The following is a 25504-nucleotide window of genomic DNA, read 5'->3' on the forward strand; positions in this document are numbered from 1 at the left end:
GATTGGCCCCTTACCCGCAGGCGGTAAGGGGAGATCTGACGTTACTGATTCAGCAGCGCCAGCAGAGTGCGTGTTCGCGCTTCCATCAGCGGTATATCGCCGCGTGATTCCACATTCAGGCGCACCACCGGTTCGGTGTTTGACGAGCGCAGGTTGAAACGCCAGTCGGCGAACGACATGCTGAGACCGTCCGTGCGGTCCACTGCCTGCGCCTCTTCCGCGAAGTGCGCTTCCACCCGCGCGATGGCCGCCGTCGGCTCCGCCAGTCTGCTGTTGATTTCCCCGCTCGCCGGGAACGCCGCCATCCGGTCGCGGACCAGCTCACCCAGCGACTGCCCCTTCAGGCATACCAGCTCCGCCACCAGCAGCCACGGGATCATCCCGCTGTCGCAGTAGGCAAAATCACGGAAATAGTGATGCGCGCTCATTTCCCCGCCATAAATGGCATTCTCCGTACGCATCCGCTCCTTGATAAAGGCGTGCCCGGTTTTTGACATTACCGGCGTCCCGCCCGCCGCCGTCACCACTGCCTCGGTGTTCCAGGTCAGGCGCGGGTCGTGGATAATCTTCGCCCCCGGGTGTTTTTCCAGGAATGCTTCCGCCAGCAGCCCGACGATGTAGTACCCCTCGATAAACTGCCCTTTCTCATCGAACAGGAAGCAGCGGTCGAAGTCGCCGTCAAAGGCGATGCCCATGTCCGCCCCGTGTTCAATAACGGCCTTGCGGGTGTCGTCGCGACACTCCGGCAGCAACGGGTTGGGAATGCCGTTCGGGAAGGTGCCGTCCGGGGTGTTGTGGATTTTGATGAACTCCACCGACGCGCCCAGCGCCTTCAGGCGCGCTTCGATGGCGTCAATGACCGGCCCCGCCGCGCCGTTGCCGGAATTCACTACCAGCTTCAGCGGGGTGAGATTGCTGACGCTGATATACCCCAGCAGGTGGTCGATGTAGGCGTCGCGCAGGCTGATTTGTCTGTAGCTGCCGCGCGCGGCCTCGTTCACCGGCGGGAAATCGCCCGCTTCCGCCAGACGCTGAACGTCGCGCAGACCGGTGTCGCCGCTTATCGGGCGGGCGCCCTCGCGTACCAGCTTCATACCGTTGTAGCCCATCGGGTTATGGCTGGCGGTCACCTCAATACCGCCGTCCACGCCAAGGTGGAAGGTGGCGAAGTAAATCTCTTCGGTGCCGGACATACCGATATCCAGCACGTCAACGCCCGCGTCCTGTAACCCTTTCGCCAGCGCCAGCTTCAGCGCCTCGCTGGTCAGACGCACGTCGCCGCCCAGCACGATGGTTTTCGGTTTTAAATATTCGCCGTAGGCGCGGCCAATCCGCCACGCGATATCTTCATTGAGCTCTTCGCCCAGCCTGCCGCGAATGTCGTAGGCCTTGAAACAGGTTAATTTTGTCATGTTCTTACCCTTCTTCAGGCAACAGTTAGCCCTGACCGTAAATGGCCAACATCGTTATTGTTATTCATTGCCGGATGGCGCGTTGCGCTTACCGGGCACCGTTGCAGGCGTCAGACCCGCCCGTAACGATCCTCGAACCGCACCACGTCGTCCTCTTCGAGATACGAGCCGGAACGCACTTCAATTAAATCGAGCGGTATTTTTCCCGGATTTTCCAGGCAGTGGGTCGCCCCCAGCGGAATATAGATGGACTCGTTTTCACCGAGCAGCTTAGCCTCGCCGTTGATGGTGACTCTGGCGGTCCCCGCCACCACCACCCAGTGCTCGGCGCGGTGATGGTGCATCTGCACCGACAGTCCTTCCCCCGGCTTGACGGTAATGCGCTTCACCTGATAGCGCTCGCCCGCGTCGATGGAGTCGTATTTGCCCCACGGACGGTAAACCTCGCGGTGCATGTGGTGCTCATGGCGTCCGTCGGCCTTGATCTTCTCCACCACCTTTTTCACGTCCTGCACCGCGTGGCGATCGGCAATCAGCACGGCGTCTTTGGTCTGCACCACCACCAGATCCTTCACGCCGACGGTGGTCACCAGGCCGGATTCGGCGTAAACGTAGCTGTTTTCCGTTTTATGGCTGATGACGTCGCCGTGGTGGACGTTTCCCTCCGGGGTGTGGGCGCTGATTTCCCACAGCGAGGACCACGAGCCGACATCGCTCCAGCCCGCGTCCATTGGCATCACCACCGCGTCCGCCGTTCGCTCCATCACCGCGTAGTCAATGGACTCTTCCGGACAGGCGAGGAAGGCCTCTTCATCCACACGAATGAAATCAAGATCCGGATCGACGCCGCGCATCGCCTGCTCACAGGCGGCCAGAATATCGGGGCGGAACTTTTTCAGCTCTTCCAGATAGCGTCCGGCGCGGAACAGAAACATGCCGCTGTTCCAGTAGTAATCGCCGCTGGCGACGTAGGCCTGGGCGGTTTCCAGCCCCGGCTTCTCAACGAACTGCGCCACCTCAAAAGCCACCGCATCCGTCGCGCCCGGCACGACATCACCACGCCGGATATAGCCATAGCCGGTTTCCGGCAGATCCGGCACGATACCGAAGGTCACCAGTTTGCCCGCGTCGGCACAGGGTATGGCGCTGCGCACCGCGTCGCGGAAGGCCTCTTCATTGGCGATCGCATGATCCGCCGCCAGTACCAGCATCAGCGGATCGCAGTCCGTATGCTGGCGCGTCGCCGCCAGCGCCGCCAACGCAATCGCCGGCGCGGTATTGCGCCCGGCGGGCTCAAGAATAATGTTCTCCGTCAGCTTATTGAGTTGGCGGAGCTGTTCGGCAACGATAAAACGGTGCTGTTCGTTGCAGATAACCACCGGGCTTTCGCACTCCACGCCGTTCAGACGGCAAATGGTGGTTTGCAGCATGGTGAGATCGCCTTTCAGGCACAGAAACTGTTTTGGATAAAGCACGCGAGAAAGCGGCCACAATCGGCTACCGGAGCCACCGGCCATCACAACCGGGTAAAGTTTTGTCTGACGCATTATCATCCCCGAATATCTGCAATAAATTGGCGTAGCACGTTCTCTTTATTGAGCGTGCGTTCGGCGTATTCACGTGCCGTCGTGTTGTTTTTCGGCATGGCGAGCGCCTGACTAATCCCGTCGACCAGCGCGTCGGTCGACTCCGGTTCCACGCAAACGGCGATGCCCGGATAGCGCGCGCAAAGTTGTCCTAATTCGGTGTGCGGCTCAGCGGTAATCACCGCATTGCCGCCGACCGCCAGAATGTTAGTCAGCTTGGAGGGCAGTACCGCATCCGCCGCGCCGCGCTTTTGCACCACCAGATGACAATCGCCCATTTTCAGCAGCGCGGGTAAGGCGTCGTAAGGCTGCAGCGGGAGGAATTTAATATTTGGCAGGCCGCGTTCGCGGGCCATGTTCTCCAGCCGCGCCTTGCCGCCCCCCTGGCCGACAATCGCAAAAATCAACGGTCGATCGCGTAATCGTTCCGCGGCGTCAATCACCTTTTCCAGCCCTTGCTTTTCGCCGATATTGCCGGAATAGAGCACGATTTTTTTACCCTCTGGCAAGCCAAGCTGCTGACGCAAAGCCGTCACGTCAGCGTCATTAACGTCCTGAAAGCGCGCCACTTCCGACCAGTTCGGAAAAAAGAGGATTTTTTCCGCCGCGACGCCCTTTTCCCGCGCTTTATTCATCATGGAGCGAGATATGGTCGAAACATTATCAACGTTACGCAGCGCGCTGCGTTCAAAGGCCGTCGCTAACCGCGCTACGCTGCCGCGCTTGCCTTTTCCCGCCATTCCTAAGCCGAGCATGGCATCCACTTCGTAATCCTGAATATGCAGTACGGTACGCGCGCCGGAGAGTATCGCCAGCAGGCGCATTCCCGGCGTACAAAAGAGCGTCGGTACAACGCCGATAATCCGATCCGGCTTCCAGCGACGCTGCGCCATCAGTGGGAAAAAACTGCTCAATGCAAAGCTCCCCAGATGAAGCAGTCGTTTTAGGGTGGAGGGCTGTTTCGGCACATACAGCGGGCAGCGCCAGACGGTAGCCTCGCCCTCTTCCCGGCAATAGCGCCAGGCGGAATAGCGCTCACCGACCTTCCACTGCGGGTAGTACGGCGGCGCAGTAATGACCCGCACCTCATGGCCTTCCCGCGCCATCCACGCCACCATTTCGCCGGTATATTTGCCGATACCGGTCAGTTCCGGTGAATAGTTAATGCCATAGACCAGGATCTTCATAGGCCCACCGCCGGCGCGTCAGGAGAGAAGTAGGCCCGACTGTTCTCATGAACATTATCGCTTGCCAGAAGCTGTTCCGGCGTCAGCCAGCGGTAACTGCCATGCTGGGTGTCAGGCAGGCGTAAATCGCTCTCCGCCACGCGCAGACGAAAGCCGAGCACGATGTAGTGAGTTGAAAAATCCTCACCGGAAAAGTTGTCGTCATAGAAGTGCTGCCAGACGCCATAAAACGTCCCTGCCGCCAGCGGCAGACGCACGCCCAGTTCCGCCTGCGTCAGGCGTGCAAAGGCGGTCTCCAGCGTTTCGTCTTTGCACACCCGCCCCCCCGGCACAAACCAGTAGCCCTGCGCCGGACGGTTGAGACGCTGGCCCAGTAAAATTTCCCCCTGGCCGTTTTCCACAATGAAATCGAGGGAGATGAGGGGCGTGGTCCGCACCACGGCGGCGAAATCTTCCTGACGTAAAAACATTGTCACCCCCGGAACCGTTGCTGATTCTCAAGGAACCACTGGTAAGTACCGGCAAGCCCTGCCTCCAGTGAAATTTCGTGATACCAGCCAAGCTGATGCAGGCGCGTGACGTCGAGCAATTTACGCGGCGTGCCGTCCGGCTTCGCGGCGTCGAACACCACCCGGCCCTGGTAACCCACCACCTTTGCGATGGTCTGCGCCAGCTCGCGGATGGTGCAGTCCACGCCAGTGCCGACGTTAATGTGCGACAGCATCGGGGCGGTGTTCTCCTGCCACACTTCGCGCGCCAGCTCCATCACGTGAATGCTGGCCGCCGCCATATCGTCAACGTGCAGAAATTCGCGCATCGGCGTACCGCTGCCCCACACCACCACCTCCGGCGCGTGGCTCTGCGCGGCCTCATGAAAACGGCGCAGCAGCGCCGGGATCACATGTGAATTGTCCGGATGGAAATTGTCATGCGGGCCGTACAGGTTGGTTGGCATCACCGAACGGTAGTCGCGACCGTACTGCCGGTTGTAGGACTCGCACAGTTTAATCCCGGCGATCTTGGCGATGGCATACGGCTCGTTGGTCGGCTCCAGCGTCCCCTGCAGCAGCTCGCTTTCCGCCATCGGCTGCCTTGCCAGTTTCGGATAGATACAGGACGAACCGAGAAACAGCAGTTTGTTCACGTTGTGCAGGTGCGCGGCGTGAATAATGTTGCTCTCTATCTTCATGTTTTCATAAATAAAATCCGCCGGATACGTGTTGTTGGCGACAATGCCGCCCACTTTCGCCGCCGCCAGATAAACCTGGTCGATACCCGCTCCGGCAAAGAACGCCTGTACCGCGCGCCCGTCGAGCAGATCCAGCTCATCGCGGGTGCGCAGCACCAGTTCCACGTCGCCGCGCTGCGCAAGCTGCCGTACAATGGCGGAGCCCACCATCCCGCGATGGCCCGCCACAAAAATTCGTTGCTTATTCATTCTCAGGACTCCAGCGCGATGGCCACCTCGTAACCGTGAGATTTCAGCAGTGAGTGTTTTTTCGCGGCTTCCAGATCGTTCGCCACCATCTCGGAGACCATCTCCGACAGGGTGATTTCCGGTTTCCAGCCCAGTTTCTCATGCGCTTTGGACGGGTCGCCCAGCAGGGTTTCCACTTCCGCCGGACGGAAATAACGCGGATCAACGGCCACAATCACATCCCCCGGTTTCACGCCCGGCGCATCGTGTCCGGTAACGGATACCACGATCCCTTTCTCATTAATGCCTTCGCCTTCAAAGCGCAGTTTTATCCCCAGTTGCGCCGCCGCCAGCTCCACAAACTGGCGTACGGAATACTGCACGCCGGTGGCAATCACGAAATCTTCCGGCTGCTCCTGCTGTAACATCATCCACTGCATCCGCACGTAATCTTTCGCATGACCCCAGTCGCGCAGCGAGTCCATGTTGCCGAGATACAGGCAGGACTCCAGTCCCTGCGCGATATTGGCGATGGCGCGGGTGATCTTACGGGTGACGAAGGTTTCGCCGCGACGCGGGGACTCATGGTTAAACAGAATGCCGTTACAGGCGTAAATACCGTAGGATTCACGGTAGTTGACGGTGATCCAGTAGGCGTACAGTTTCGCCACCGCATAGGGAGAACGCGGGTAGAACGGCGTGGTCTCTTTCTGCGGGATTTCCTGCACCAGCCCGTACAGTTCAGAGGTGGAGGCCTGGTAGAACCGCGTTTTCTTTTCAAGACCGAGGAAGCGGATCGCCTCCAGCAGGCGCAGAGTGCCCATCGCATCCACATCGGCGGTATATTCCGGCGACTCAAACGACACCGCCACGTGGCTCATTGCGCCCAGGTTGTAGACCTCGTCCGGCTGCACTTCCTGTAAAATGCGGGTCAGGTTGGAGGCGTCGGTCAGGTCACCATAATGCAGATGAAATTTCGGGTTGCAGCTGTGCGGGTCCTGATAAATATGGTCCACGCGCTCGGTATTAAACGATGACGCGCGACGCTTGATACCATGCACCTCATACCCTTTTTCCAGCAGAAATTCTGCCAGGTAAGACCCATCCTGTCCGGTTACGCCAGTAATGAGAGCGACTTTTGACATTTTCATTTCCTCAAATAGTCCCGTTAGGGAGTAACTTTCTGAACGCGCTGGCGCGTTACCACTGCGGGATTGCCCCGACAAATCGCATTTGCCGGTAATGATTTAAATACGCTGCTGCGCGCGCCGACGACGGTGCCATGACCTATCATCACGCCGGGCGCGACAAAAACATCGGTTGCCAGCCAACATTTTTCGCCAATAACAATCGGCGCGGCGTTAATATCGAAATGGGCGCTGGTATAATCATGGCTACCGGTACACAAATACCCTTTTTGTGAAATGACCGCATGTGCGCCAATATTAATTTCACCCAACGTATATAACACCGCGTCGTCGCCTACCCAGGCATAATCGCCGACGGTTAATTTCCACGGATAGGTAATTTTTACTGACGGTCGAATAACCACATTCTTTCCAATTTTGGCGCCAAACAGACGCAGCAAAAAGGCTCGCCAGCGATACAATATTTGCGGCGATCCGGCGAATAATGTCGCCTGTACCGCCCACCATAATTGTACTTTTAGCGCATTAGCGCCGCGGAACCCTTTCGGCACCGTAAAGCCGCTAAGATCCTGCATAATAACTCCCGGTGATTAGACTTTGTTATACCGCGCTTTTGTTTTACCCGTCGTTTTCAGACGTAATAAATAGGATAATTGCGCCCAAAACCCTGGCACACGTAATATTTTTCGCTGTACGTTTTTTGCATCCTGACATAATTCCAGATTATTCGAGGTTGACACGCCGCCCATCGAAAATTCAGATACCAGTCCGTTAATTCGCCGAAAAGGATAGCCTGCTTTATAGAGACGGGCCGCCAGTGCATAATCTGAAGAGACATGATATTGCAGATCATAAGGATACTTTTTTAACGCTGCCGTCGGGAAAAATATCGCCTGATGGCTGGCTGGCAAACTATGGTAGATATAATACCCGGGTTTAGCCTTCCGGCGTATTTTATGCCCGCCGCCGAAATCCAGCAGCGCGTCGCCAATATACATCGCCTCGCCCTTTTGCCGCGCCAGTTGGCGGACAAACAGCGCGGCATCATCATGGAACGCATCACCGGAATTAAGAAACAGGGTATAGCGCCCCTGCGCCAGCGCAATGCCTTTGTTCATGGCATCATAAATACCGCGATCCTTTTCACTGATAAAACGCAGGTTAAACTCACCATGACGTTTTTGCAGAAATTCGCGCGTGCCGTCCTCCGAACCGCCATCCACTACGATCCATTCAAATGACAGGCCCGGATCGCGCGCCAGATTGCGCAGCGAGCGCCAGGTTTTTACCACCCCTTCGTAATTGCGAAAGGCGACGGTAACGACGCTTAAAAACATGCAACCACCCCGTTATGAAATTTTTAACGCCTTGCGCAAAATGAACGGACAGACGATTAAAAAAGCATATTCCGGGCTAAATATTGAACCGGTAAAAAACAGCGACACCGGCGTAAAAAGATAGAGCTGCACCCGAAAATTGCGATTATCGCCAAACGCATTTAGCGCCATTTTTAAAACTTTCCCCATATACCACAGCGTCATTAGCACTGCGAACCAGGAAAAATAAATAATCAGTAGATACAATCCATTGTCTATGGTTTTCCCGACATCCGCACCGTTAAAGATTCCGAATGATGCAACATATTCATAAAGTGAGCCAAATCTGACTACACCATCAATATGGGTCAAGGAATATCCGACCATGACTAACGGGCCCACAATACGATAATAAGAAGATGAGCCTTCCGTCCCTAAATCGCCAAGTCGTGTCGCGATATAAGGAAATGCAATAATTACCCCAACCAAAAACAGGGTTAATGAGACCAGCGCCAGTGGAAGTTTTTTCTTTATCGCATCCTTATTCAAATATTGGAACGCCCACTCCAGAAGGTAAAACAGGATAAAGGTCATTACCCCTGAAAATGATCCTGATAATATTATCCCTGCCAGAATCATAGCATCGCTTTTCGGTGTTTTGATACCAAACTGTTTGATGCTCAGCCAAATTGAGATTAGTGCCAAAGCGAAAAATGCCGGTTCAAAATAAAGCGCAGTGGTACGCTTACCGCCAAATTTTATGAAGTTCAGTACATAGCTATTACTGTAAATGAGATATTTCGAAATTCCTTCCATAATACTGCTGCCGCCGGTAAGGATAATTTGCGCCATCTCAACTGCGGCGAGCGCGACCACTATACCCACCACCAGATAAAAAAAACGCAAAATCTTTCGGTGGTTATGCGCGGAAATGGTTTTGAATCGGATACTCCAGACCATCCCGATAATGACCACAATATAGACAAACAGCATCGTGGACGTGACATATTTACCGGCATTCAGCGACTGGCCGAACAGGAAGTTAAATGCCGTAAGCCCCGCGCCGATGCCTAAGGCGATCATCAATTTTTTTACGCTAATGCGTTCCACAAATAACAGCAGCAACAGCGGTAAAAAAGTGACGATGGTAATGGGAAAGCTTTCCCCCAGTTGGGCAATCTTGACATTGACCAGTAGGTAGATCAGCGGCAGCAGCAGATAGCTACAGATTCTGATAGAACGAGACATACTCCTCCAGCATCTGTTGACCGCTGTACGCGACGCGGCTACGCATACGAAAGGCGTCCAGCGTGGCGCCAAATACCGCCTGAGCAATCTCTGGCTTACGCCGCTGCGCCAAGCGCAGTACATCTGTAGCGGCAAAGGTCTGGCCGCCGGATTTCGCCAGCACCTCCTGCGCCGCCTCGCTGTGGGTAGCGAGCACCGGTACGCCGATCGAGAGCGCTTCACACAAGATCAGCGGATAGTTATCGACCCGCGAGCTAAAGACCAGCGCATCCATCTCATTGAGCGCGCTCATTAATTTGCGCTTATCGGTTTCAAAACCGTGATTAACGACGTTTTGGCCGGTAAAAGGCGAAAATTTACCGAAGGTATGCAGTTCAATTTTTTCGCCCAGCGCCATCATGTCGTGTACCAGACGCTGGTCAGTTTTGCCGTCGTAACGCAAGTCATGCGCCACAATGGCGATCCGCGGTTTGCCCGGATTCAGCGGCACAGGTGATAGTTGCGCGAGAATCGCCTCGGTCGCCAGATCGATACCGTTGTTAATCACCCGGCAGAGTCCCGCGCCATAAACGCTGTTAAAGGCCTCGGCCACATGCTGGCTCGGCGAAATAAACTGGCAGCCCAGCCGCAGCATGTCCCGAAAGCGCTGACGTTTGCCGTCAATAAGCTGGTGCGCCCGATCCACCCTGACTGGCGGATAATTGCTTAGGGTCGGGCATTTTTGGCAGCCGCTTTTCCAGCCCTCGCAACCGTCGGTGAAGGCGCAACGCCCGGTAACGCTCCAGTGATCGTGCAGCGTCCAGACCAACGTGACGTCCGGTTTTTGCGCTTTGACTTTTTCGCAAAACGTCACGATGTCCGCCAGGTTTAGCCAGTAACTGTGGAGAACATGAAAATGCAGCACCAGCGGGCCGGATGTCTGGATAACCGTGCGGTAAAGATTGTCGAGATTGCCAAACAGATCGCGATTCAGGAAACGAAACAGCGCGATATTAGCGATTGCCGTGCCGCGCGGCGTCTGTTTTATCACCTGCGGATAACGGTGGTGGCTGACGCTTTTTTTTCCGCCTTTGCCATAACCATAAACAAAATGCGACGTCAGCCCTTTTTGCAGCGCCCGCAGATGGAGATCCAACGCCACTCCCGCCGCGCCGCCTTCCGCCAGCCGTACATTAAATTGCAGAATATTCATGTGCTGACCTTCACCCGTGCTTTTTCTCCCACCACCAGCGCATGATCCGGAATACTGTCAAGCACCACGCTACCCGCGCCAATCGTGACGTGATTACCGATAGTAATATCGCCAAGCAGGATGACATTCGCCCCCAGCTCAACGCCGTGACCAATCACCGGACAAGCCAGGCTGTCCGCGCCGCGATTGCCAATGGTGACGCCGTGGCGAATGGTAAAATCGTCGCCGGCGACGACATGTTTGTTGATCACTACCGCGTAACCATGATGGATAGTGAACCGCCGACCAATGGTCGCGGCGGCCTGGATTTCATACCCGAACAGGCATTCCGTGATCACGCGATACAGCACCAGCACCGGCGCGGCCCACAGATTATTCAGCACATTCTTTTTGCGCCAGACGGAACAAAAATGAGCGATACGGTAGGCCAGCACCATGCAACAGGGGCGTAAGCTCCAGCTATTCGCGCGTAAGTCTTCCAGCATCGTTATCGCCCCCGCAGCCCGGCCGCCAGGCGTTTGCTGTTACGCACGGAGAGCAACGTCAGCAACGTGCGCCAGGTCATTCGCTTATTGCGAATTTGGTACAGGGTAAAAAGCTGGTATTTTTTGCTGGCGCGATCGAATTTATCTTTGTGCTTACGATAAAAATGGAAATAGCCGGAGAACTTTTTCGGCGAAGAGGTAATCTGCATCTCGCCGTGGTTGATATGTAAAATTTGCGTCGCCTCTTCGACTTTCCACGGTTCGCCATACTCCACCACCATGCGCAGAAAAATGTCGTAATCCTGCGCCGCCTTGAGTTCGGTATCGAACAAACACGCTTTAAAACGCCAGGCCCAGGTAAAAACCTGATTGCCAATAATATTGCGCTTGTAGAATAAGCGGCGCGAATAAGGGGATTTCGGATACAGCGGCAGGCTGGCAGGCTGAGAGTAGACCTCGCCCTCGCACACATAGTCGTTGGCATACAAAAAGGCGTGCGTAGTCAACTGGTGTTTATGGGCCAGAAACACGCTCAGACGGTTTGGCGTCCATTCATCGTCATCATCAATACCGGTAATGTAGTGTCCTTGCGCCTGCATAATGGCCTGGTTGCGAACCGCGCAGGCGCCGGTATTCCTGGCGTTATGGGTATAACGGACGCGCGGGTCGTTCAGCTCCTCAACAAATTGTTGTAGCTGCTGATAAGACGAGGAGCAATCATCCACGATGATCATCTCCCAGTGACGGTAGTCCTGACGTAGTACTGATTTAATCGCCCGGATAGCCAACTGCTGCCTGTTCCAGGTTGGCATATAAATTGAGATCAGCGGATTGTCTGTTGTCATGCTTATTCCCCAGATAGTTTTGCCGCATGGCGCTACGCTTGTCCGGCCTACAGTCACAGGCCGCGCCATCCGGCACGCCTTATTTTTTATTTGGAATCTGACTGGTATTCATACTCGTAATAGCCATAATCCTGGTAACCCGTCGCCCGGCGGAAAATGGAGTTGAGAATGACGCCTTTGACCTGAATGCCATTCTGGTCAAAACGGCTCAGACTGGTTTCCACCTCTTTTAAGGTGTTGACGGCATAACGCGCCACCATCAGCGTTGTCCCGACGTGACGACCCACAATCGCGGCGTCCGTCACGGCCAGAATCGGCGGCGTGTCGATTAATACCAGGTCGTAGCGGCTGCTTGCCCAGGCGATCAGCTCGCCGAAGCGCTCGCTCATCAGCAGTTCCGATGGATTAGGCGGCACCTGACCGCGCGGAATAAGATCAAAATTAGCAATCGCCGTGGGTTTCGCGCAGGAGGCTATCTCACCTTTGCCCGCCAGAATGTCAGATAAGCCGTCCACGTTATTGGTGCCGAGCAGTTCATGGGTGTAGCCCTTGCGCATATCGCAGTCGATCAGTAATACCCGTTTATGCGTCTGGCTGATGACGGCCGCCAGGTTGGCGCAAACAAAGGTTTTACCGATAGAGGGGCTGACGCCTGTGAGCATGAGTACATTATTTTGCGCCTGCATCATGGCGAAATGCAGGCTGGTGCGCAGGCTGCGAATCGCCTCAATCGCCAGATCGGTCGGATTGCCCACCGCCAGCAGTTGGCTCTGCTTGTAACGCTTAATCCCTTTAATGGTTTTGACGCTATCGCGCGCTTTTTGCCATTCCGACAGCGGAATACTGGCATAGACGCTGATCCCGTGCTCCTCCAGCGCCTGCGGGCTTTCAATACCGCGATTAAACAGCGAGCGCAGCAGCACGCCGACAATCGATAACATTAATCCCAGAATAATGCTGCCGAGAATAATCAACGCCTTTTTCGGCTTCAGCACGCCCGGCTGGGTAATCGCCGGGTCAACGATGCGCACGTCGCCAACGGTGCTGGCTTCGGTGATTTTCAGCTCCTGCTGTTTATTAAGCAGTTGCATATAGACCTGCTGGCCGGACTCCACATCGCGGGTCAAACGCACAATCTCCTGCTGGGTTTTCGGCATTGCCGTCACCCGCCCGTTCAGTTTGGCTTTTTCATCTTCCAGCGCTTTACGTTTTTCCAGCAGGGTGCGGTAAGCCGGATGCGCTTTGGTAAAGAGCTTGGAAATTTCCGCCTCTTTAAACGTCAACTCATTCAACTGGGCGTCGATATTAACCATCGAATCGAGCACCGCCTTCGCCTCCAGCGGTAAATCCACCGAGTCTTTATCCTGGCGGAAAGCGTTTAGCTTGTTTTCCGCCACATCCAGACGGCTGCGGACTTCCGGCAGTTGTTTTGCCAGAAACGCCAGGCTCTTCCCCGCCTCTTCAGATTTTCGCGCAATATCCTGTTGCAGATAGTTACGGGTAATACTGTTGAGAATGTCGCGGATCTGGTCGCGATCCTCTCCCGTGAACGTCAGGCTCAGAACGCCGGTATCTTTGCCGGTTTCCGTTACGGTGAGGTTATTTTGCAGGTTATTAATCATGCCAAGCGTTGAGAATTTACTCACCGTAAATTCTGTATCAGGACGGGCGTCAATCGCCTCTACCCGCATCGTCACGCCGTCTTTATTGAGTGGCTGGCCCACAACGCCCTGCGCGCTAAATCCGCCGTCGCTAACCAACTGATAACGTTTGTCGCCCAGCACTTTGAGGGTGAAGATCTGTCCGCTCATCGTCTCTGGTCGGGTGAATGTCGTGACTTTCACCATTTCATTGTGACGCCCCATCAGCCGTTCCCACCCGGCGCCAAAGAGCGGAAAAGTGTTTTTGGTGACGGCAATATCCAGATCCAGATCGTCAACGGTCTTCCCCAGCACCAGGCGCGATCGAATGAGCTGAATTTCCGCATCGGAAGCCGGCGGCTTATTCGCTAATGCGCTGTTGATATCCTGTACCAGCGAATTACCGGCGTTTTGTTCAATCTGCACCAGCGCATCGGCGCTATAGATGGGCGTGGCGAAGAACGTATAAATTACCGCGCACAGCGCAAATATGGCCGTCGTCCCCAACACCCACCAACGCGCTTCAATCACCGTTCCGACCAGACGCCCGATATCGATTTCATCGCTACCCGTAGCCGCCGCAGATTGTTTTACTTTTTCTGTCATGGTTTTCCCTGCTCTGCATTCAGTGCCTGCGCCCACTGGCGGGCAGACCTTTCCAGTAATGTGTACACCGCCTCAAACGCATCGCGGCTTTTGCGATACGGGTCCGGTATTTCACGCTCGCTGTCCCAGTGACCAAACAGCATTACCTTGCCGCGCATTTCCGGCGCAATGTCGCACAGGGCGGCGATGTGGCGTTTCTCCATCGTCAGAATCAGGTCATATTCCCGGCACAGACGCGCGGAAATTTGCCTTGCGCAGTGATTTTCCAAAGAAAGATCGTGGGCGCTCGCCACGCTCGCCGCCGCAGGATCGGCGCCTTTGCCGACCAGTGCGCCTAATCCGGCGGACGCAACCGTCAGCGAGGGATGAAAGCGTTTTAGCAAACGTTCCGCCGTCGGGGAACGGCAAACATTCCCCACACAGACCACTAAGATTTTGTTGAACATAACGATTACCAGGAATGAATGTCGCTGGCCGTATCCGTCATATAACGGACACCGCTAATGGTCGGCAGCAACTGATTGATCAGACGGTTCCAGCGAGCAACCGGCGCGGTCGTGACGTACACCACATCGTAAGGCTGAAGTCGGAATTCCGTCGCCATCACCAATGACGTGGCGTCAGACATATCAAGCTGGTAGATATTGGCGATCTTGCCGCCGCGTCCCCCCTCGCCTTTCAACGGACGAATCACAAAAATGCCGCTGGCGTTGGAGGTGGTCAGATCGATGCCTTCCGCATTGCCTAATGCTTCGGTGAGCGTCATGCCGCTGAAATCCATTTTGAGGGTGCTCTGTTTTTTCACTTCGCCCATGACAAAGACTTTCAGATCGTCATTGCGCGGCACATACAGAATGTCGCCAGGGTAGAGCAAGCGGTTCTGGCTAAGATCGCCATTTTGCATCAGCGCCTGTAGCGAAATGCGCTGTTCTTTGCCGTTGTGCGTCAACACGACGTTGCGCCAGTCCGCCATATCGGTCAGACCGCCCGCGGCGTTAATCGCATCCAGGACGGTTAGCGGTACGTTAGTAATAGCCTGCTGACCGGATTTATTCACCTGGCCGGAGATATACGCTTTTTGCGAGCGGAAAGCGGCGATATTGACATCCACCTGCGGGTCCGCGATGTACTTCGCTAAACGCCCGGTAATATCGCTGCGAATCTCTGACAAAGTTTTACCGACGACGCTAACCTTGCCAATGTAGGGATAAAACATGGTGCCGTCCGGCTGTACCCAGTTGCCGGTATCGCTTGAGCTACGGTACTGGCCCGCTGGCGTGGTCAATTCCGGGTGATCCCAGACGGTGACATTCAGCACATCGCCAGGCCCGACGCGATACTGATAGCTGGCAATCTCCTGGTCCAGCGACATATTCGGTTGCGCGACATTGGGCCGCGGGCGTAATTGCTCAACCAGCCGTGGCGTCAGCGGATACACATTGACCATCCGGTCGAGATCAAAGTCAGCGTCTTGCTGTTTGATCACATCTTTCCCCATCGTAGACATATTGCTGCCCGGAAGTACTGTGCAACCACTTATCAAGCTGAGCGACGCCAATAATGGCATCAATTTCATTTTGGATTTCATCATTGATTATTTATCACTTTGGCAGAGTCATTATCCTGTGCAATTTAAATAGCGGCTTCGTCCGTGCACATTTACCTTGCAGTTAATGGCAGAGAAAATTAACTGGCATCATTCTGAAAAAAAATCAATTCATCCGCAGGCTATTGACAGAATAATAAAGGCTTATATTCAGGCTTTCAGGCACGCTACCGCCCCTGGCTTCTTAGCTACCAATACACTGATTATTCTAAATTTTCGCATTCCCCTCCGATTTCATCCTCGTTCAGATAAAAATCTTCAGCGAAATAAAGGTTACGTATTAATAGTTTTCTCGATGTCGTGACAGGATATTTAAGAGCGCTATCTTAATCCTGCAAGAATTGTTGCAGCTAACCTAATGACAGGCAAGGTAACAAACCCGCCATTCTATATTTTTAAGATTAATATTAAACGAATTAACAGATGATTTTAGGATTTTATTGATGTTGACAATATTTATTTACCCCACTCCACCTGCGATATTTCCTAAATATATTCTTGACATTATTTAGTTTCCGATAGAAACATTACGGCTATTTTAAAGTTATTTTATAGCCGCGTAACAAAGATAAATTGCTCTGCGGCATTGCATTTTTCCGCCGTATTATCCATGATCGAATTGTGACAATTGTCATATTACAGAAGGTATTGCTCTTACTATGGAATGGATTGCCGATCCGTCAATCTGGGCCGGACTGGTGACGTTAATCGTTATCGAACTTGTTCTCGGCATTGATAACCTGGTCTTTATTGCCATCCTCGCTGAAAAACTACCGCCGGGGCAGCGCGACCGCGCGCGCATTACCGGCCTGATACTGGCGATGATCATGCGCCTGCTGCTGCTGGCGTCAATCTCGTGGCTGGTCACCTTGACTAAGCCGCTTTTTAGCGTACAGGCGTTAAGCTTTAGCGCCCGCGATCTGATTATGCTGTTCGGCGGCTTCTTCCTGCTCTTTAAAGCCACCATGGAGCTCAACGAACGGCTGGAAGGGAAAGATAGCGCCAACCCTACCCAGCGTAAGGGGGCGAAATTCTGGGCGGTGGTCGCGCAAATCGTGGTGCTGGACGCTATCTTTTCTCTCGACTCCGTGATTACCGCCGTGGGGATGGTCGATCACCTGGCGGTCATGATGGCGGCCGTGATAATCGCCATTAGCCTGATGCTGCTCGCCAGCAAGTCACTGACCCGATTTGTGAACAACCATCCCACCATTGTCATTTTGTGTCTTAGCTTCCTGCTAATGATCGGCTTTAGCCTGGTGGCGGAAGGGTTTGGTTTCCACATTCCGAAAGGGTATCTGTACGCGGCTATCGGCTTCTCGGTGATGATCGAGGCGCTCAACCAACTGGCTATTTTTAACCGCCGCCGTTTTCTTTCCGCTAACCATACGCTGCGCCAGCGCACAACAGAGGCCGTGATGCGGCTGATTAGCGGTAAAAAAGAGGATGCCGAACTGGATGCGGAAACCGCCGCGATGCTGGCAGACCATGACGACAGCCAGATTTTTAATCCGCAGGAGCGCAGGATGATTGAGCGGGTGCTGAATCTCAACCAGCGCACCGTAAGTAGCATCATGACGTCGCGTCACGATATCGAGCATATCGATCTCAACGCGCCGGAAGCGGAAATCCGCGCTCTGCTGGAAAAGAACCAGCATACGCGTCTGGTCGTGACGGGTGAAAATGAACAGGAAGATTTACTCGGCGTCGTCCACGTCATCGATCTGTTGCAACAATCGCTGCGCGGCGAACCGCTCAACCTGCGCGCGCTAATTCGCCAACCGCTGGTTTTCCCGGAAACATTGCCGCTGCTGCCTGCGCTGGAGCAGTTCCGTAACGCCAGAACCCATTTTGCCTTTGTCGTAGATGAGTTTGGCTCGGTTGAAGGTATTGTGACATTAAGCGATGTCATGGAGACTATTGCCGGTAATCTGCCGAATGAAGTCGAGGAAATTGACGCCCGCCACGATATTCAGAAGAACCCGGACGGTTCCTGGACAGCAAACGGCCATATGCCGCTGGAGGATTTGGTGCAGTACGTGCCACTACCGCTGGATGAAAAACGGGAATACCATACGATTGCCGGATTATTGATGGAATATTTGCAGCGCATACCGCAAACCGGTGAAGAGGTTCAGGTGGGCGATTATTTGTTGAAAACATTGCAGGTAGAAAGCCATCGAGTGCAGAAAGTGCAGTTAATTCCGCTGCGTAACGGCGAGCCAGACCCGGAGATGTAACGTCTGTTCGCCTGCCCCGGCCTGCTTACCAGGCAGGCCGGAGGCGCGTTAGCCTCGCCATCCGGCACTCCTCTTTGGCCAAAAACTACAGCTTATTCAGCAGTTTCTTCACATCTTTACCGTTGCGGGTATCTTTATTGCGATCCGCCCAGTCATTGAGCCGACGCTTTGCCTCATCCTGTAAATGCTTACGCAATAACTGATCCACTTGCAGGGTATAGTTCAGCTCCTGCCACTTGCCATAGACGCGCAGCGGCACCGGCGTCTCTTTCAGGAAGGTGATCAGGTTGCTATCGCCGTTCCAGCCGCCCAGCACACGCAGATTAAATTGCGTATCACAGCTCTGCTTAACCAGGTCCAGCGTTCCGCTGCCGGTTAACGCCAGCATAGAAGATTGCCCGACCATGTCGTCGAGCGTCAGCGTGCCCTTATTTAGCGTCAGATCGGTCGTGAAGCGATCCAGTCGGGTCGCGTTGTCCATATTTTCCTGCGACTGCTGCGCGTCGCCGCCGCTTCGCTCTACGGCCTGCTGCACCAGTTGCTGGAAATTCATTCCTTCGAGGCGCGTATTGCTCATGTCAACATGCGCTTTTCCTTTCCAGCTGTGGCGAAATGCCTCCGCGTCAATATCCGCCCCGGAGAAATCGCCAACCAGCGACATCTTACCGGTCAGGCTAATCGGATAATTAAAGGCTTTCAGGATAGTCCCAATCTCAACATGGTTGAGGCGAGGGTGGAACTCGATGCGCGGACTGGCGGTGCGGGCGTCAAGCGTGCCGGGCAGCGATATCTCTCCGTCGGCCAGTTTCCCCTGCAACTCGGTGATATCCAGCAATCCGGCCTGATTAGACATCTTCGTCGAAACCTGGGTAAAGTCCATTCCCCGCCAGCGAACTGAATCCGCCTGTAAAGCAATCTCCGCCGTAAAGCTTTGCAGCCCCTGATAAGGCGGTGCACCAACACGCGACGCGATAACTGGCCTGGTCAGGGGGAGCGTATTTTGCCCCTGCGACACCGCGCCGCCCGTCTGAGCCACGGTGCTATGATGCGGCAACAGGTTGTCCAGATTAAGCTTGCTGGACCGGAGGTCAATTTGCCATTCCGGCTGCTCCGCCAGCGTTACCTGAACGTGTCCGGTCAGAGAACTGTCATTCGCCGTTAAATTTAAATGGTTAAATGAAAGACGTTTTTGCGCTTCCTGCCACTGCGCCTGCAGTTGTCCCTGCCCCTCAATTCCCTGAGCTGGTAGATCCGCGCCCTGCAATTGCCAGCGCAGTTGCTCAATACCCGCGGTTAAATTATGCGGATAATCGGAAGCATCCACCGTTCCGCTGAACGATAATGCAAGATCCCGCTGATCGCGGTTCACGCGTCCCGAAAAATCAAACGTGCCGCGATGCTCGGCATCTTGTTCCATATTCAGACGAATATCGCGCACCGTGACCTGGTCATCATTTTCATGCTGGAAAACCAGCACGCTGTCGGCAACGCGCAGGCTACGAATATCAAACGACCAGCCACGATCTTCCGCTACGTCCGGCAAGGTATTATCTTTCGGCGCGACCGGCGCATCATCGCTGCGTACCGCTTCCGTTTGCGGCGTCAGTTGAATCACCCCGCCTTTCAGCATCACCTGCTTAACATGAAGCTGATGACTCAACAGCGGCCATAAAGCGACATCCAGGCGCATATTGTCAGCCCGCACCAGCGGTTCGCTGGCGCCTCGCGCCGTTAGCGTCATTCGCCCGGAAAGGATGCTGAGTTGCGGCCATACGTGCCAGCGCAGCGGCCCGTCCAGTTGCAACTGATATTCACTACGCGCGGCAACCTGCTGCACCATATAGGCGCGGAAATCATTCGGATTGACCAACAATACCAACGCAGAGAATCCGGCCACCAGCACGACCAGGAGAATCATCAGCGTCGTCAGAAATCGTCTCATGCTACCCTCAATGGACCGGCAGTATTGCGCCGAATGGCTCAGTCTTTATCAATCCGGCTGGCAACAGCGCCCTGCTGATCGCGATATTTGGCATCCTGACGGCGGTTATAAGGCCGCGCCGCCGGGCCGGACAGCGGCTCAAAGCTCAGCGCGCCGATGAGCATACCCGGACGCAACGCCAGCGGCAGCTTCCCGGAGTTGTAAAACTCAAGCACAATGCAGCCCGACCAGCCGGGATCGATACGGTGCGCCGTCACATGTACCATCAGCCCCAGACGCGCCAGCGAGGAACGACCATCCAGCCAGCCCACTAAATCCGGCGGCAGGGTAACGGATTCAAAGGTGACAGCCAGCGCCAACTCGCCCGGATGCAGATAAAATGCCTCGCCGTCCGGCAAAACGATTTCATCGCTCATCACGCGATCCAGCGCCGCGCTGACCTCATCTTTCGGCCCGCTCAGATCGATAAACGCCGCCGTATGGCCACGGAAGGTTCGAAATTTATTGCCAAGACGTACATCGACCGTCGCGCCGTTAATGCGCTCTACGGGAGGTCGCGGGGTGATAGACAAACGGCCTTCATCCAGCCAGGCTTCAATATCTCGGTCGCATAAACGCATGGCACTTTCTCCTTTCGCGCATCAAGCCCTTAAATCAAGCACATCAAGGGCTAACCAGGTTATCACTGAACGGTACACAATTCGCCAGATTTATTCAAAGAACTGGCTGATTTTCGCTTTCAGAATATCAATAGCGATGCGGTTTTTACCGCCGCGCGGCACGATAATATCCGCATATTGTTTGGAAGGCTCAATAAATTGCAGGAACATCGGACGCACCGTTTTCTGATATTGCGCCATCACCGAATCCATTGAGCGACCACGCTCGTTCACATCGCGTTTGATACGGCGCATCAAACAGATATCCAGCGGCGTATCGACAAAAATAGAGAAGTTCATCTCTTCACGCAAACGCGCGTCGGTCAGTAACAGAATACCTTCAAGAATAATCACTTTCTTCGGTTCTACGCGAACCGTTTCCTGCATACGGGTATGCTCAACATAACTGTATACCGGTAATTCAATCGCCGAACCGCGCTTGAGCGCCTGAAGATGCTGAAATAGCAGGCTGTGATCCATCGCATTCGGATGGTCATAGTTAGTTTTTACGCGTTCTTCCATCGACAGATGGCTTTGATCTTTGTAATAACTGTCTTCGGGAATAACGCCAATATGTTCGTCACCCACTTGTTCACGCAATTCGCGGTAAAGGGTACTGGCAATAAGACTCTTGCCGGAAGCCGATGCGCCAGCGATACCGATAATGACGCACTGATGAGACTGATCAGTCATAAATTTAGCGACCTGATTAACCTGGATGTAAGGAAGGGGGGCGCCGAAACGCCAAACGCGGCAATTATAGGGATTTCAGCAGCGCGATACCAGTCCGGCGCTATGCCACGGTGAATTTGTTGGCGGCGCATTCGACGTCGCGACGTAAAAGCGTTCAGTTTTAACGCGGGCAGCGGTTTTATCGACCCGTCTGGAGGAGGAATACGCCGGGAGCCACAATTTATATTCAGCCAGCGTATAAATCATTACGCGTTTATACTAGCATAATCACAGAGTAAACTGACGCGTCCGGTATTCCGCGACGTTACCGGCGATTCGGATAGAGTGGTAATGAGTAAACCATCCCAACATGTTTTCGTTACCGTCCCCCACCCGCTATTGCGTCTGGTCAGTTTAGGCCTGGTCGCGTTTGTCTTTACGCTCTTTTCGCTCGTATTATCGCGTGTCGGCACCCAACTCGCGCCGCTGTGGTTCCCCACCTCCATTATGATGGTCGCGTTTTACCGCCATGCGGGCCGTCTGTGGCCAGGGATCGCGGTCGCCTGCTCGCTCGGCAGCATCGGCGCCTCACTGACTTTATTTCCTGCCGCCTCGCTTAACTTTAGCTGGACGGCAATAAATATTATCGAGGCGGCCACTGGCGCGATACTGCTGCGAAAACTGCTCCCCAGCTACAACCCCTTACAAAATTTGAATGACTGGTTTCGTCTGGCTATCGGCAGCGCCGTGATTCCGCCGCTACTCGGCGGCCTGTTATTTTGGTTAATAGCGCCGGAAGCGGTCGCCTCGAAAGCGTTTCTGATTTGGGTATTATCGGAAGCCATCGGCGCGCTGACGCTGGTGCCGTTAGGTTTACTGTTTAAACCACACTATCTGTTGCGTCATCGCGACCCGCATCTGTTGCTGGAAACGCTATTGACGCTGGTCATTACGCTGGCGCTAAGCTGGCTCGCTATGCGCTATATTCCGTGGCCGTTTACGTGCGTTATCGTCCTGTTGATGTGGAGTGCGGTGCGCCTGCCGCGAATGGAGGCGTTTTTAATTTTTTTAGCTACCGTTATCGTGGTCTCGCTCATGCTGGCCAATGACCCCACGCTGCTCGCCACGCCGAAAACCGACGTGATGGTCAATATGCCGTGGCTGCCTTTTTTAATGATCCTGCTGCCTGCCAATATGATGACGATGGTGATGTACGCGTTTCGCACGGAGCGTAAACATATCACCGAGAGCGAATCCCGCTTTCGCAACGCGATGGAGTATTCCGCCATTGGTATGGCGCTGGTCGGTACGGAGGGTCAGTGGCTACAGGTCAATAAATCTCTGAGCCATTTTCTTGGCTATAGCCAGGATGAATTACGCACGATGACATTTCAGCAATTGACCTGGCCGGAAGACCTGAATAACGACCTTGAACAGCTAAACATGCTGGTGCGCGGCGACATCAACAGCTATTCCATGGAAAAACGCTACTACACCCGCAACGGCGATGTCGTCTGGGCGCTGCTGGCCGTCTCACTGGTTCGTCATAAAGACAATAAACCTCTCTATTTTATTGCTCAGATTGAAGACATTAACGATCTCAAGCAAAGCGAGCAGGAAAACCAGCGGTTGATGGAGCGTATTACACAGGCGAACGAGGCGCTGTTTCAGGAAAAAGAACGGTTGCACATCACGCTTGACTCTATCGGAGAAGCGGTGGTGTGTATTGATGTCGCGATGAATATCACCTTTATGAACCCGATCGCCGAGAAGATGAGCGGCTGGCGGCAAGAGGATGCTTTAGGCGCGCCATTATTAACGGTTCTGCGCATTACGTCAGGTAATAAGGGGCCGCTGCTGGAGGATATTTATCGCGCCGACAGGTCGCGATCGGACATGGAACAGGAGATAGTGCTCCATCGTCATAACGGCGGCAGCTACGATATTCATTACAGTATCACGCCGCTCAGTACGCTTGACGGCGATAAGATTGGTTCGGTTCTGGTTATCCAGGACGTTACCGAATCACGAAAAATGTTACGTCAGCTCAGCTACAGCGCAACGCATGACTCCCTCACCCAACTTGCCAACCGCGCCAGTTTTGAAAAACAGCTGCAACAGTGCCTGCAAACAATACAGGAATCGCCTCAACATCATGCGCTGGTGTTTATCGATCTGGACCGTTTTAAAGCGGTTAACGACAGCGCGGGACATGCCGCCGGCGATGCCTTATTGCGCGAACTCGCGTCACTGATGCTCAGTATGCTTCGATCCGGCGATCTTCTGGCCCGTCTGGGTGGCGATGAGTTTGGCCTGTTGCTGCCGGATTGTAATAGTGACAGCGCACGCTTTATCGTGACGCGGCTTATCAACGCCGTTAATGAGTATCACTTTATGTGGGAAGGACGCCTGCATCGGATCGGCGCCAGCGCCGGGATCACAATGATAAATGAACATAACTGCCAGCTCACAGAGGTCGTGTCTCAGGCCGATATAGCCTGCTACGCCGCGAAAAATAGCGGTCGCGGCCGTCTGACCGTGTACGAACCGCAGCACGCATTAACCTCCTCAAAGGGAATGATGCCGCTGGAAGAACAGTGGCATATGATTAAAAATAACCACCTGCTGATGCTTGCCAGAAACGTCGCGCCGCCGCGTACGCCGGAGGCCACCAGCTTTTGGCTGGTCTCACTCAGGCTGTGGACCAGCGAAGGGGAAGTGATGGAAGAGCGCGCGTTCCGGGCAGGGTTAGCCGACTCCGCGCTGCATCACGCGCTTGACCGACGGGTATTCCATGAGTTTTTCCACCATGCGGCGACCGCCGTCGCCAGCAAGGGATTAAGCGTTGCGCTGCCGCTGTCCGCCGCGGGATTATACAGCGCGACCCTTATTGATGAGCTGCTGGAACAACTGGAGCATAGTCCACTGCCGCCACGGTTATTACACCTGATTATCCCGGCTGACGTTATCGTTAAGCAGGCGCAGACCGCCGCTGCGACTCTGCGAAAACTGCGGCAACGCGGCTGCCAGGTGATTCTCAGCCATGTCGGGCGCGATTTACAGCTGTTTAATTTACTGCCCCCGCATATCGTCGATTATTTACTGCTGGATAGCGACCTTATCGCCAACGTTCATGAGAGTTTAATGGATGAAATGCTGACCTCGATCATCCAGGGACACGCCCAGCATCTGGGCATCAAAACGCTCGCCGGGCCGGTACAAAATCCACAGGTGCTGGATACGCTCTCCCGTATTGGCGTGGATCTGATTTATGGCGACACTATCGCCGAAGCGCAACCGCTGGATTTGTTACTGAATACCAGCTATTTCGCTATCCATTGACGGTTGCCAGCCGTGGGTATACCAGATATGCAGTAGCGCGTAGGAACGCCACGGTTTCCAGCGCTCCGCGTAGCGACGGATCTGCGCGGGCGTCATCCCGGCGAAGCGCTGCTTAATTAAGTAATCATCGGGTAAAAAGATATCTTTTGCCTGCCAACCGCGCAGGGCGAAATAGTTCGCCGTCCAGCGGCCAATTCCCGGAAACGTTTGTAAATTTTTAACGCTCTGCTCAATATCCGGCGGCGCGGCGAGCGCCAGTTTTCCCGCCAGCGTCGCCTGCGCCAGATGAATCAGCGCTTCGGCACGCCGCAGCGGCATCCCCAGAGCTTTAAGCGCCAGCGGATCGGCCAACGCCAGCGTTTCCGGACCGGGAAAACAGACATAATCGGGCGCATCCGACAACGCCTCGCCATAGCGGCGCGCCACTTTCGCCGTCAACCTGGCCGCCATCGCGACACTCACCAGTTGCCCCAATATCGCCCGCACGCCTTGTTCAAACGTATCAACCGATCCCGGTAAACGCAGCCCCGGTCTGTCCTCGCCCAGTGGCCCCAGCACGGCGGCAACTTGCGCGGGCTGGCAGTCAAGATCAAACAGACGCGAAACCTTCGCCAGACACGCCGGCGCGACGGGAAGTAATCCGGCACTCACGCTAACCTGCACAGTGTGGGTGGGCAGATGGGCCCTCACGCTGACCAGTCCGCGATGCTCGCCCACCACCAGGCTGCGCGCATAAAAGCCCTCGCCTACCGTTTCCACGCCGTCCACCGCACGCGCGGCAAGAAAGCCCAACATCCACGACCAGTCGTAAGGCGGCTGCCAGCTCAGGGTAAACATGCTTTTCTCCTTTATTTGATCTTTCAGCATAAACGCTAATCGCACGTAACGCCTTGCTTTCATATTCCAGTTGTCGCCGCGACGACATTTCGCTAAAGTCACGCCCCTTCTTCACTGGCATGGG

21 protein-coding genes are annotated in these 25504 nt (G+C 54.6%); 2 read left to right on the top strand and 19 right to left on the bottom strand.

Annotated features, from left to right (window positions below):
* Window positions 1-41: 41 nt before the first annotated feature.
* The 15 genes from cpsG to NA197_RS03790 all read right to left on the bottom strand — a co-directional run bounded on the left by cpsG (window position 42) and on the right by NA197_RS03790 (window position 15673).
* A complete protein-coding gene (gene cpsG, locus NA197_RS03720; protein ID WP_064042948.1) occupies window positions 42-1412 on the bottom strand; it encodes a colanic acid biosynthesis phosphomannomutase CpsG in 1371 nt (456 codons plus the stop codon).
* 110 nt (window positions 1413-1522) lie between these two features.
* A complete protein-coding gene (gene cpsB / locus NA197_RS03725) occupies window positions 1523-2965 on the bottom strand; it encodes a mannose-1-phosphate guanyltransferase (RefSeq protein WP_074181576.1) in 1443 nt (480 codons plus the stop codon).
* Entirely contained in the window at window positions 2962-4185 is a 1224-nt protein-coding gene (gene wcaI / locus NA197_RS03730) for a colanic acid biosynthesis fucosyltransferase WcaI (RefSeq protein ID WP_064042950.1), read from the bottom strand. Before wcaI ends, cpsB begins: the two co-directional genes overlap by 4 nt.
* Window positions 4182-4655, bottom strand: a complete 474-nt coding sequence (locus tag NA197_RS03735; RefSeq protein ID WP_023138394.1) for a GDP-mannose mannosyl hydrolase — start codon at window positions 4653-4655, stop codon at window positions 4182-4184. The genes wcaI and NA197_RS03735 overlap by 4 nt, the downstream gene beginning before the upstream one ends.
* A 2-nt stretch (window positions 4656-4657) precedes the next feature.
* Window positions 4658-5623, bottom strand: a complete 966-nt coding sequence (fcl, locus tag NA197_RS03740) for a GDP-L-fucose synthase (RefSeq protein ID WP_064042951.1) — start codon at window positions 5621-5623, stop codon at window positions 4658-4660.
* A 2-nt stretch (window positions 5624-5625) separates the two neighbouring features.
* On the bottom strand, window positions 5626-6747 hold the full coding sequence (gene gmd / locus NA197_RS03745; RefSeq protein ID WP_000048160.1) for a GDP-mannose 4,6-dehydratase: 1122 nt from the start codon (window positions 6745-6747) through the stop codon (window positions 5626-5628).
* A 23-nt stretch (window positions 6748-6770) separates the two neighbouring features.
* Window positions 6771-7325, bottom strand: coding sequence for a colanic acid biosynthesis acetyltransferase WcaF (gene wcaF / locus NA197_RS03750; RefSeq protein ID WP_001153601.1), 555 nt, complete (start codon window positions 7323-7325; stop codon window positions 6771-6773).
* A gap of 15 nt (window positions 7326-7340) precedes the next feature.
* Window positions 7341-8087 carry a colanic acid biosynthesis glycosyltransferase WcaE gene (wcaE, locus tag NA197_RS03755; protein WP_000480132.1) on the bottom strand — a complete coding sequence of 249 codons (747 nt, stop codon included), beginning with the start codon at window positions 8085-8087 and terminating at the stop codon, window positions 7341-7343.
* A 12-nt stretch (window positions 8088-8099) separates the two neighbouring features.
* The gene (wcaD, locus tag NA197_RS03760) at window positions 8100-9314 is read right to left on the bottom strand and encodes a colanic acid polymerase WcaD (protein WP_000091392.1); all 1215 of its coding nucleotides are present in this window, start codon (window positions 9312-9314) and stop codon (window positions 8100-8102) included.
* A complete protein-coding gene (wcaC, locus tag NA197_RS03765) occupies window positions 9289-10506 on the bottom strand; it encodes a colanic acid biosynthesis glycosyltransferase WcaC (RefSeq protein ID WP_064042952.1) in 1218 nt (405 codons plus the stop codon). Before wcaC ends, wcaD begins: the two co-directional genes overlap by 26 nt.
* Window positions 10503-10991: a colanic acid biosynthesis acetyltransferase WcaB gene (wcaB, locus tag NA197_RS03770; protein WP_000888724.1), complete on the bottom strand. Its 489-nt coding sequence runs from the start codon at window positions 10989-10991 to the stop codon at window positions 10503-10505. The genes wcaC and wcaB overlap by 4 nt, the downstream gene beginning before the upstream one ends.
* Before the next feature lie 2 nt (window positions 10992-10993).
* Window positions 10994-11836: a colanic acid biosynthesis glycosyltransferase WcaA gene (gene wcaA, locus NA197_RS03775; RefSeq protein WP_000205695.1), complete on the bottom strand. Its 843-nt coding sequence runs from the start codon at window positions 11834-11836 to the stop codon at window positions 10994-10996.
* A gap of 86 nt (window positions 11837-11922) precedes the next feature.
* On the bottom strand, window positions 11923-14082 hold the full coding sequence (gene wzc / locus NA197_RS03780) for a tyrosine-protein kinase Wzc (RefSeq protein ID WP_023261719.1): 2160 nt from the start codon (window positions 14080-14082) through the stop codon (window positions 11923-11925).
* A complete protein-coding gene (wzb, locus tag NA197_RS03785) occupies window positions 14079-14528 on the bottom strand; it encodes a low molecular weight protein-tyrosine-phosphatase Wzb (RefSeq protein WP_000482224.1) in 450 nt (149 codons plus the stop codon). The genes wzc and wzb overlap by 4 nt, the downstream gene beginning before the upstream one ends.
* A gap of 5 nt (window positions 14529-14533) precedes the next feature.
* Window positions 14534-15673: a polysaccharide export protein gene (locus NA197_RS03790; RefSeq protein WP_000978077.1), complete on the bottom strand. Its 1140-nt coding sequence runs from the start codon at window positions 15671-15673 to the stop codon at window positions 14534-14536.
* Window positions 15674-16347: 674 nt separating this feature from the next.
* Here NA197_RS03790 and NA197_RS03795 point away from each other — a divergent pair.
* Window positions 16348-17928, top strand: coding sequence for a TerC family protein (locus NA197_RS03795; protein ID WP_000454716.1), 1581 nt, complete (start codon window positions 16348-16350; stop codon window positions 17926-17928).
* Between the two features lie 85 nt (window positions 17929-18013).
* Here NA197_RS03795 and asmA read toward each other — a convergent pair whose 3' ends face one another.
* The 3 genes from asmA to udk all read right to left on the bottom strand — a co-directional run bounded on the left by asmA (window position 18014) and on the right by udk (window position 21222).
* The gene (gene asmA, locus NA197_RS03800) at window positions 18014-19870 is read right to left on the bottom strand and encodes an outer membrane assembly protein AsmA (RefSeq protein WP_064042953.1); all 1857 of its coding nucleotides are present in this window, start codon (window positions 19868-19870) and stop codon (window positions 18014-18016) included.
* A 38-nt stretch (window positions 19871-19908) separates the two neighbouring features.
* Window positions 19909-20490 (bottom strand): dCTP deaminase, encoded by a 582-nt coding sequence (dcd, locus tag NA197_RS03805; protein WP_001234783.1) that lies wholly within the window; start codon window positions 20488-20490, stop codon window positions 19909-19911.
* Window positions 20491-20580: 90 nt separating this feature from the next.
* Window positions 20581-21222, bottom strand: a complete 642-nt coding sequence (gene udk / locus NA197_RS03810) for a uridine kinase (protein ID WP_000132082.1) — start codon at window positions 21220-21222, stop codon at window positions 20581-20583.
* A gap of 330 nt (window positions 21223-21552) precedes the next feature.
* Here udk and NA197_RS03815 point away from each other — a divergent pair, with 330 nt between their 5' ends.
* A complete protein-coding gene (locus NA197_RS03815) occupies window positions 21553-24543 on the top strand; it encodes an MASE1 domain-containing protein (RefSeq protein WP_064042954.1) in 2991 nt (996 codons plus the stop codon).
* Here the strand turns inward: NA197_RS03815 and alkA are convergent.
* A complete protein-coding gene (gene alkA, locus NA197_RS03820) occupies window positions 24511-25380 on the bottom strand; it encodes a DNA-3-methyladenine glycosylase 2 (RefSeq protein WP_064042955.1) in 870 nt (289 codons plus the stop codon). The genes NA197_RS03815 and alkA overlap by 33 nt on opposite strands.
* Window positions 25381-25504 lie beyond the last annotated feature (124 nt).

The organism is Salmonella sp. NW884 (genome assembly GCF_051700745.1).
GTDB classification, from domain to species: Bacteria; Pseudomonadota; Gammaproteobacteria; order Enterobacterales; family Enterobacteriaceae; genus Salmonella; species Salmonella enterica.

Coding starts and splice junctions, on each gene's coding strand:
- cpsG (WP_064042948.1), bottom strand. CDS start 1,412: ATGACAAAATTAACCTGTTTCAAGGCCTACGACATTCGCGGCAGGCTG.
- cpsB (WP_074181576.1), bottom strand. CDS start 2,965: ATGATAATGCGTCAGACAAAACTTTACCCGGTTGTGATGGCCGGTGGC.
- wcaI (WP_064042950.1), bottom strand. CDS start 4,185: ATGAAGATCCTGGTCTATGGCATTAACTATTCACCGGAACTGACCGGT.
- NA197_RS03735 (WP_023138394.1), bottom strand. CDS start 4,655: ATGTTTTTACGTCAGGAAGATTTCGCCGCCGTGGTGCGGACCACGCCC.
- fcl (WP_064042951.1), bottom strand. CDS start 5,623: ATGAATAAGCAACGAATTTTTGTGGCGGGCCATCGCGGGATGGTGGGC.
- gmd (WP_000048160.1), bottom strand. CDS start 6,747: ATGTCAAAAGTCGCTCTCATTACTGGCGTAACCGGACAGGATGGGTCT.
- wcaF (WP_001153601.1), bottom strand. CDS start 7,325: ATGCAGGATCTTAGCGGCTTTACGGTGCCGAAAGGGTTCCGCGGCGCT.
- wcaE (WP_000480132.1), bottom strand. CDS start 8,087: ATGTTTTTAAGCGTCGTTACCGTCGCCTTTCGCAATTACGAAGGGGTG.
- wcaD (WP_000091392.1), bottom strand. CDS start 9,314: ATGTCTCGTTCTATCAGAATCTGTAGCTATCTGCTGCTGCCGCTGATC.
- wcaC (WP_064042952.1), bottom strand. CDS start 10,506: ATGAATATTCTGCAATTTAATGTACGGCTGGCGGAAGGCGGCGCGGCG.
- wcaB (WP_000888724.1), bottom strand. CDS start 10,991: ATGCTGGAAGACTTACGCGCGAATAGCTGGAGCTTACGCCCCTGTTGC.
- wcaA (WP_000205695.1), bottom strand. CDS start 11,836: ATGACAACAGACAATCCGCTGATCTCAATTTATATGCCAACCTGGAAC.
- wzc (WP_023261719.1), bottom strand. CDS start 14,082: ATGACAGAAAAAGTAAAACAATCTGCGGCGGCTACGGGTAGCGATGAA.
- wzb (WP_000482224.1), bottom strand. CDS start 14,528: ATGTTCAACAAAATCTTAGTGGTCTGTGTGGGGAATGTTTGCCGTTCC.
- NA197_RS03790 (WP_000978077.1), bottom strand. CDS start 15,673: ATGATGAAATCCAAAATGAAATTGATGCCATTATTGGCGTCGCTCAGC.
- NA197_RS03795 (WP_000454716.1), top strand. CDS start 16,348: ATGGAATGGATTGCCGATCCGTCAATCTGGGCCGGACTGGTGACGTTA.
- asmA (WP_064042953.1), bottom strand. CDS start 19,870: ATGAGACGATTTCTGACGACGCTGATGATTCTCCTGGTCGTGCTGGTG.
- dcd (WP_001234783.1), bottom strand. CDS start 20,490: ATGCGTTTATGCGACCGAGATATTGAAGCCTGGCTGGATGAAGGCCGT.
- udk (WP_000132082.1), bottom strand. CDS start 21,222: ATGACTGATCAGTCTCATCAGTGCGTCATTATCGGTATCGCTGGCGCA.
- NA197_RS03815 (WP_064042954.1), top strand. CDS start 21,553: ATGAGTAAACCATCCCAACATGTTTTCGTTACCGTCCCCCACCCGCTA.
- alkA (WP_064042955.1), bottom strand. CDS start 25,380: ATGTTTACCCTGAGCTGGCAGCCGCCTTACGACTGGTCGTGGATGTTG.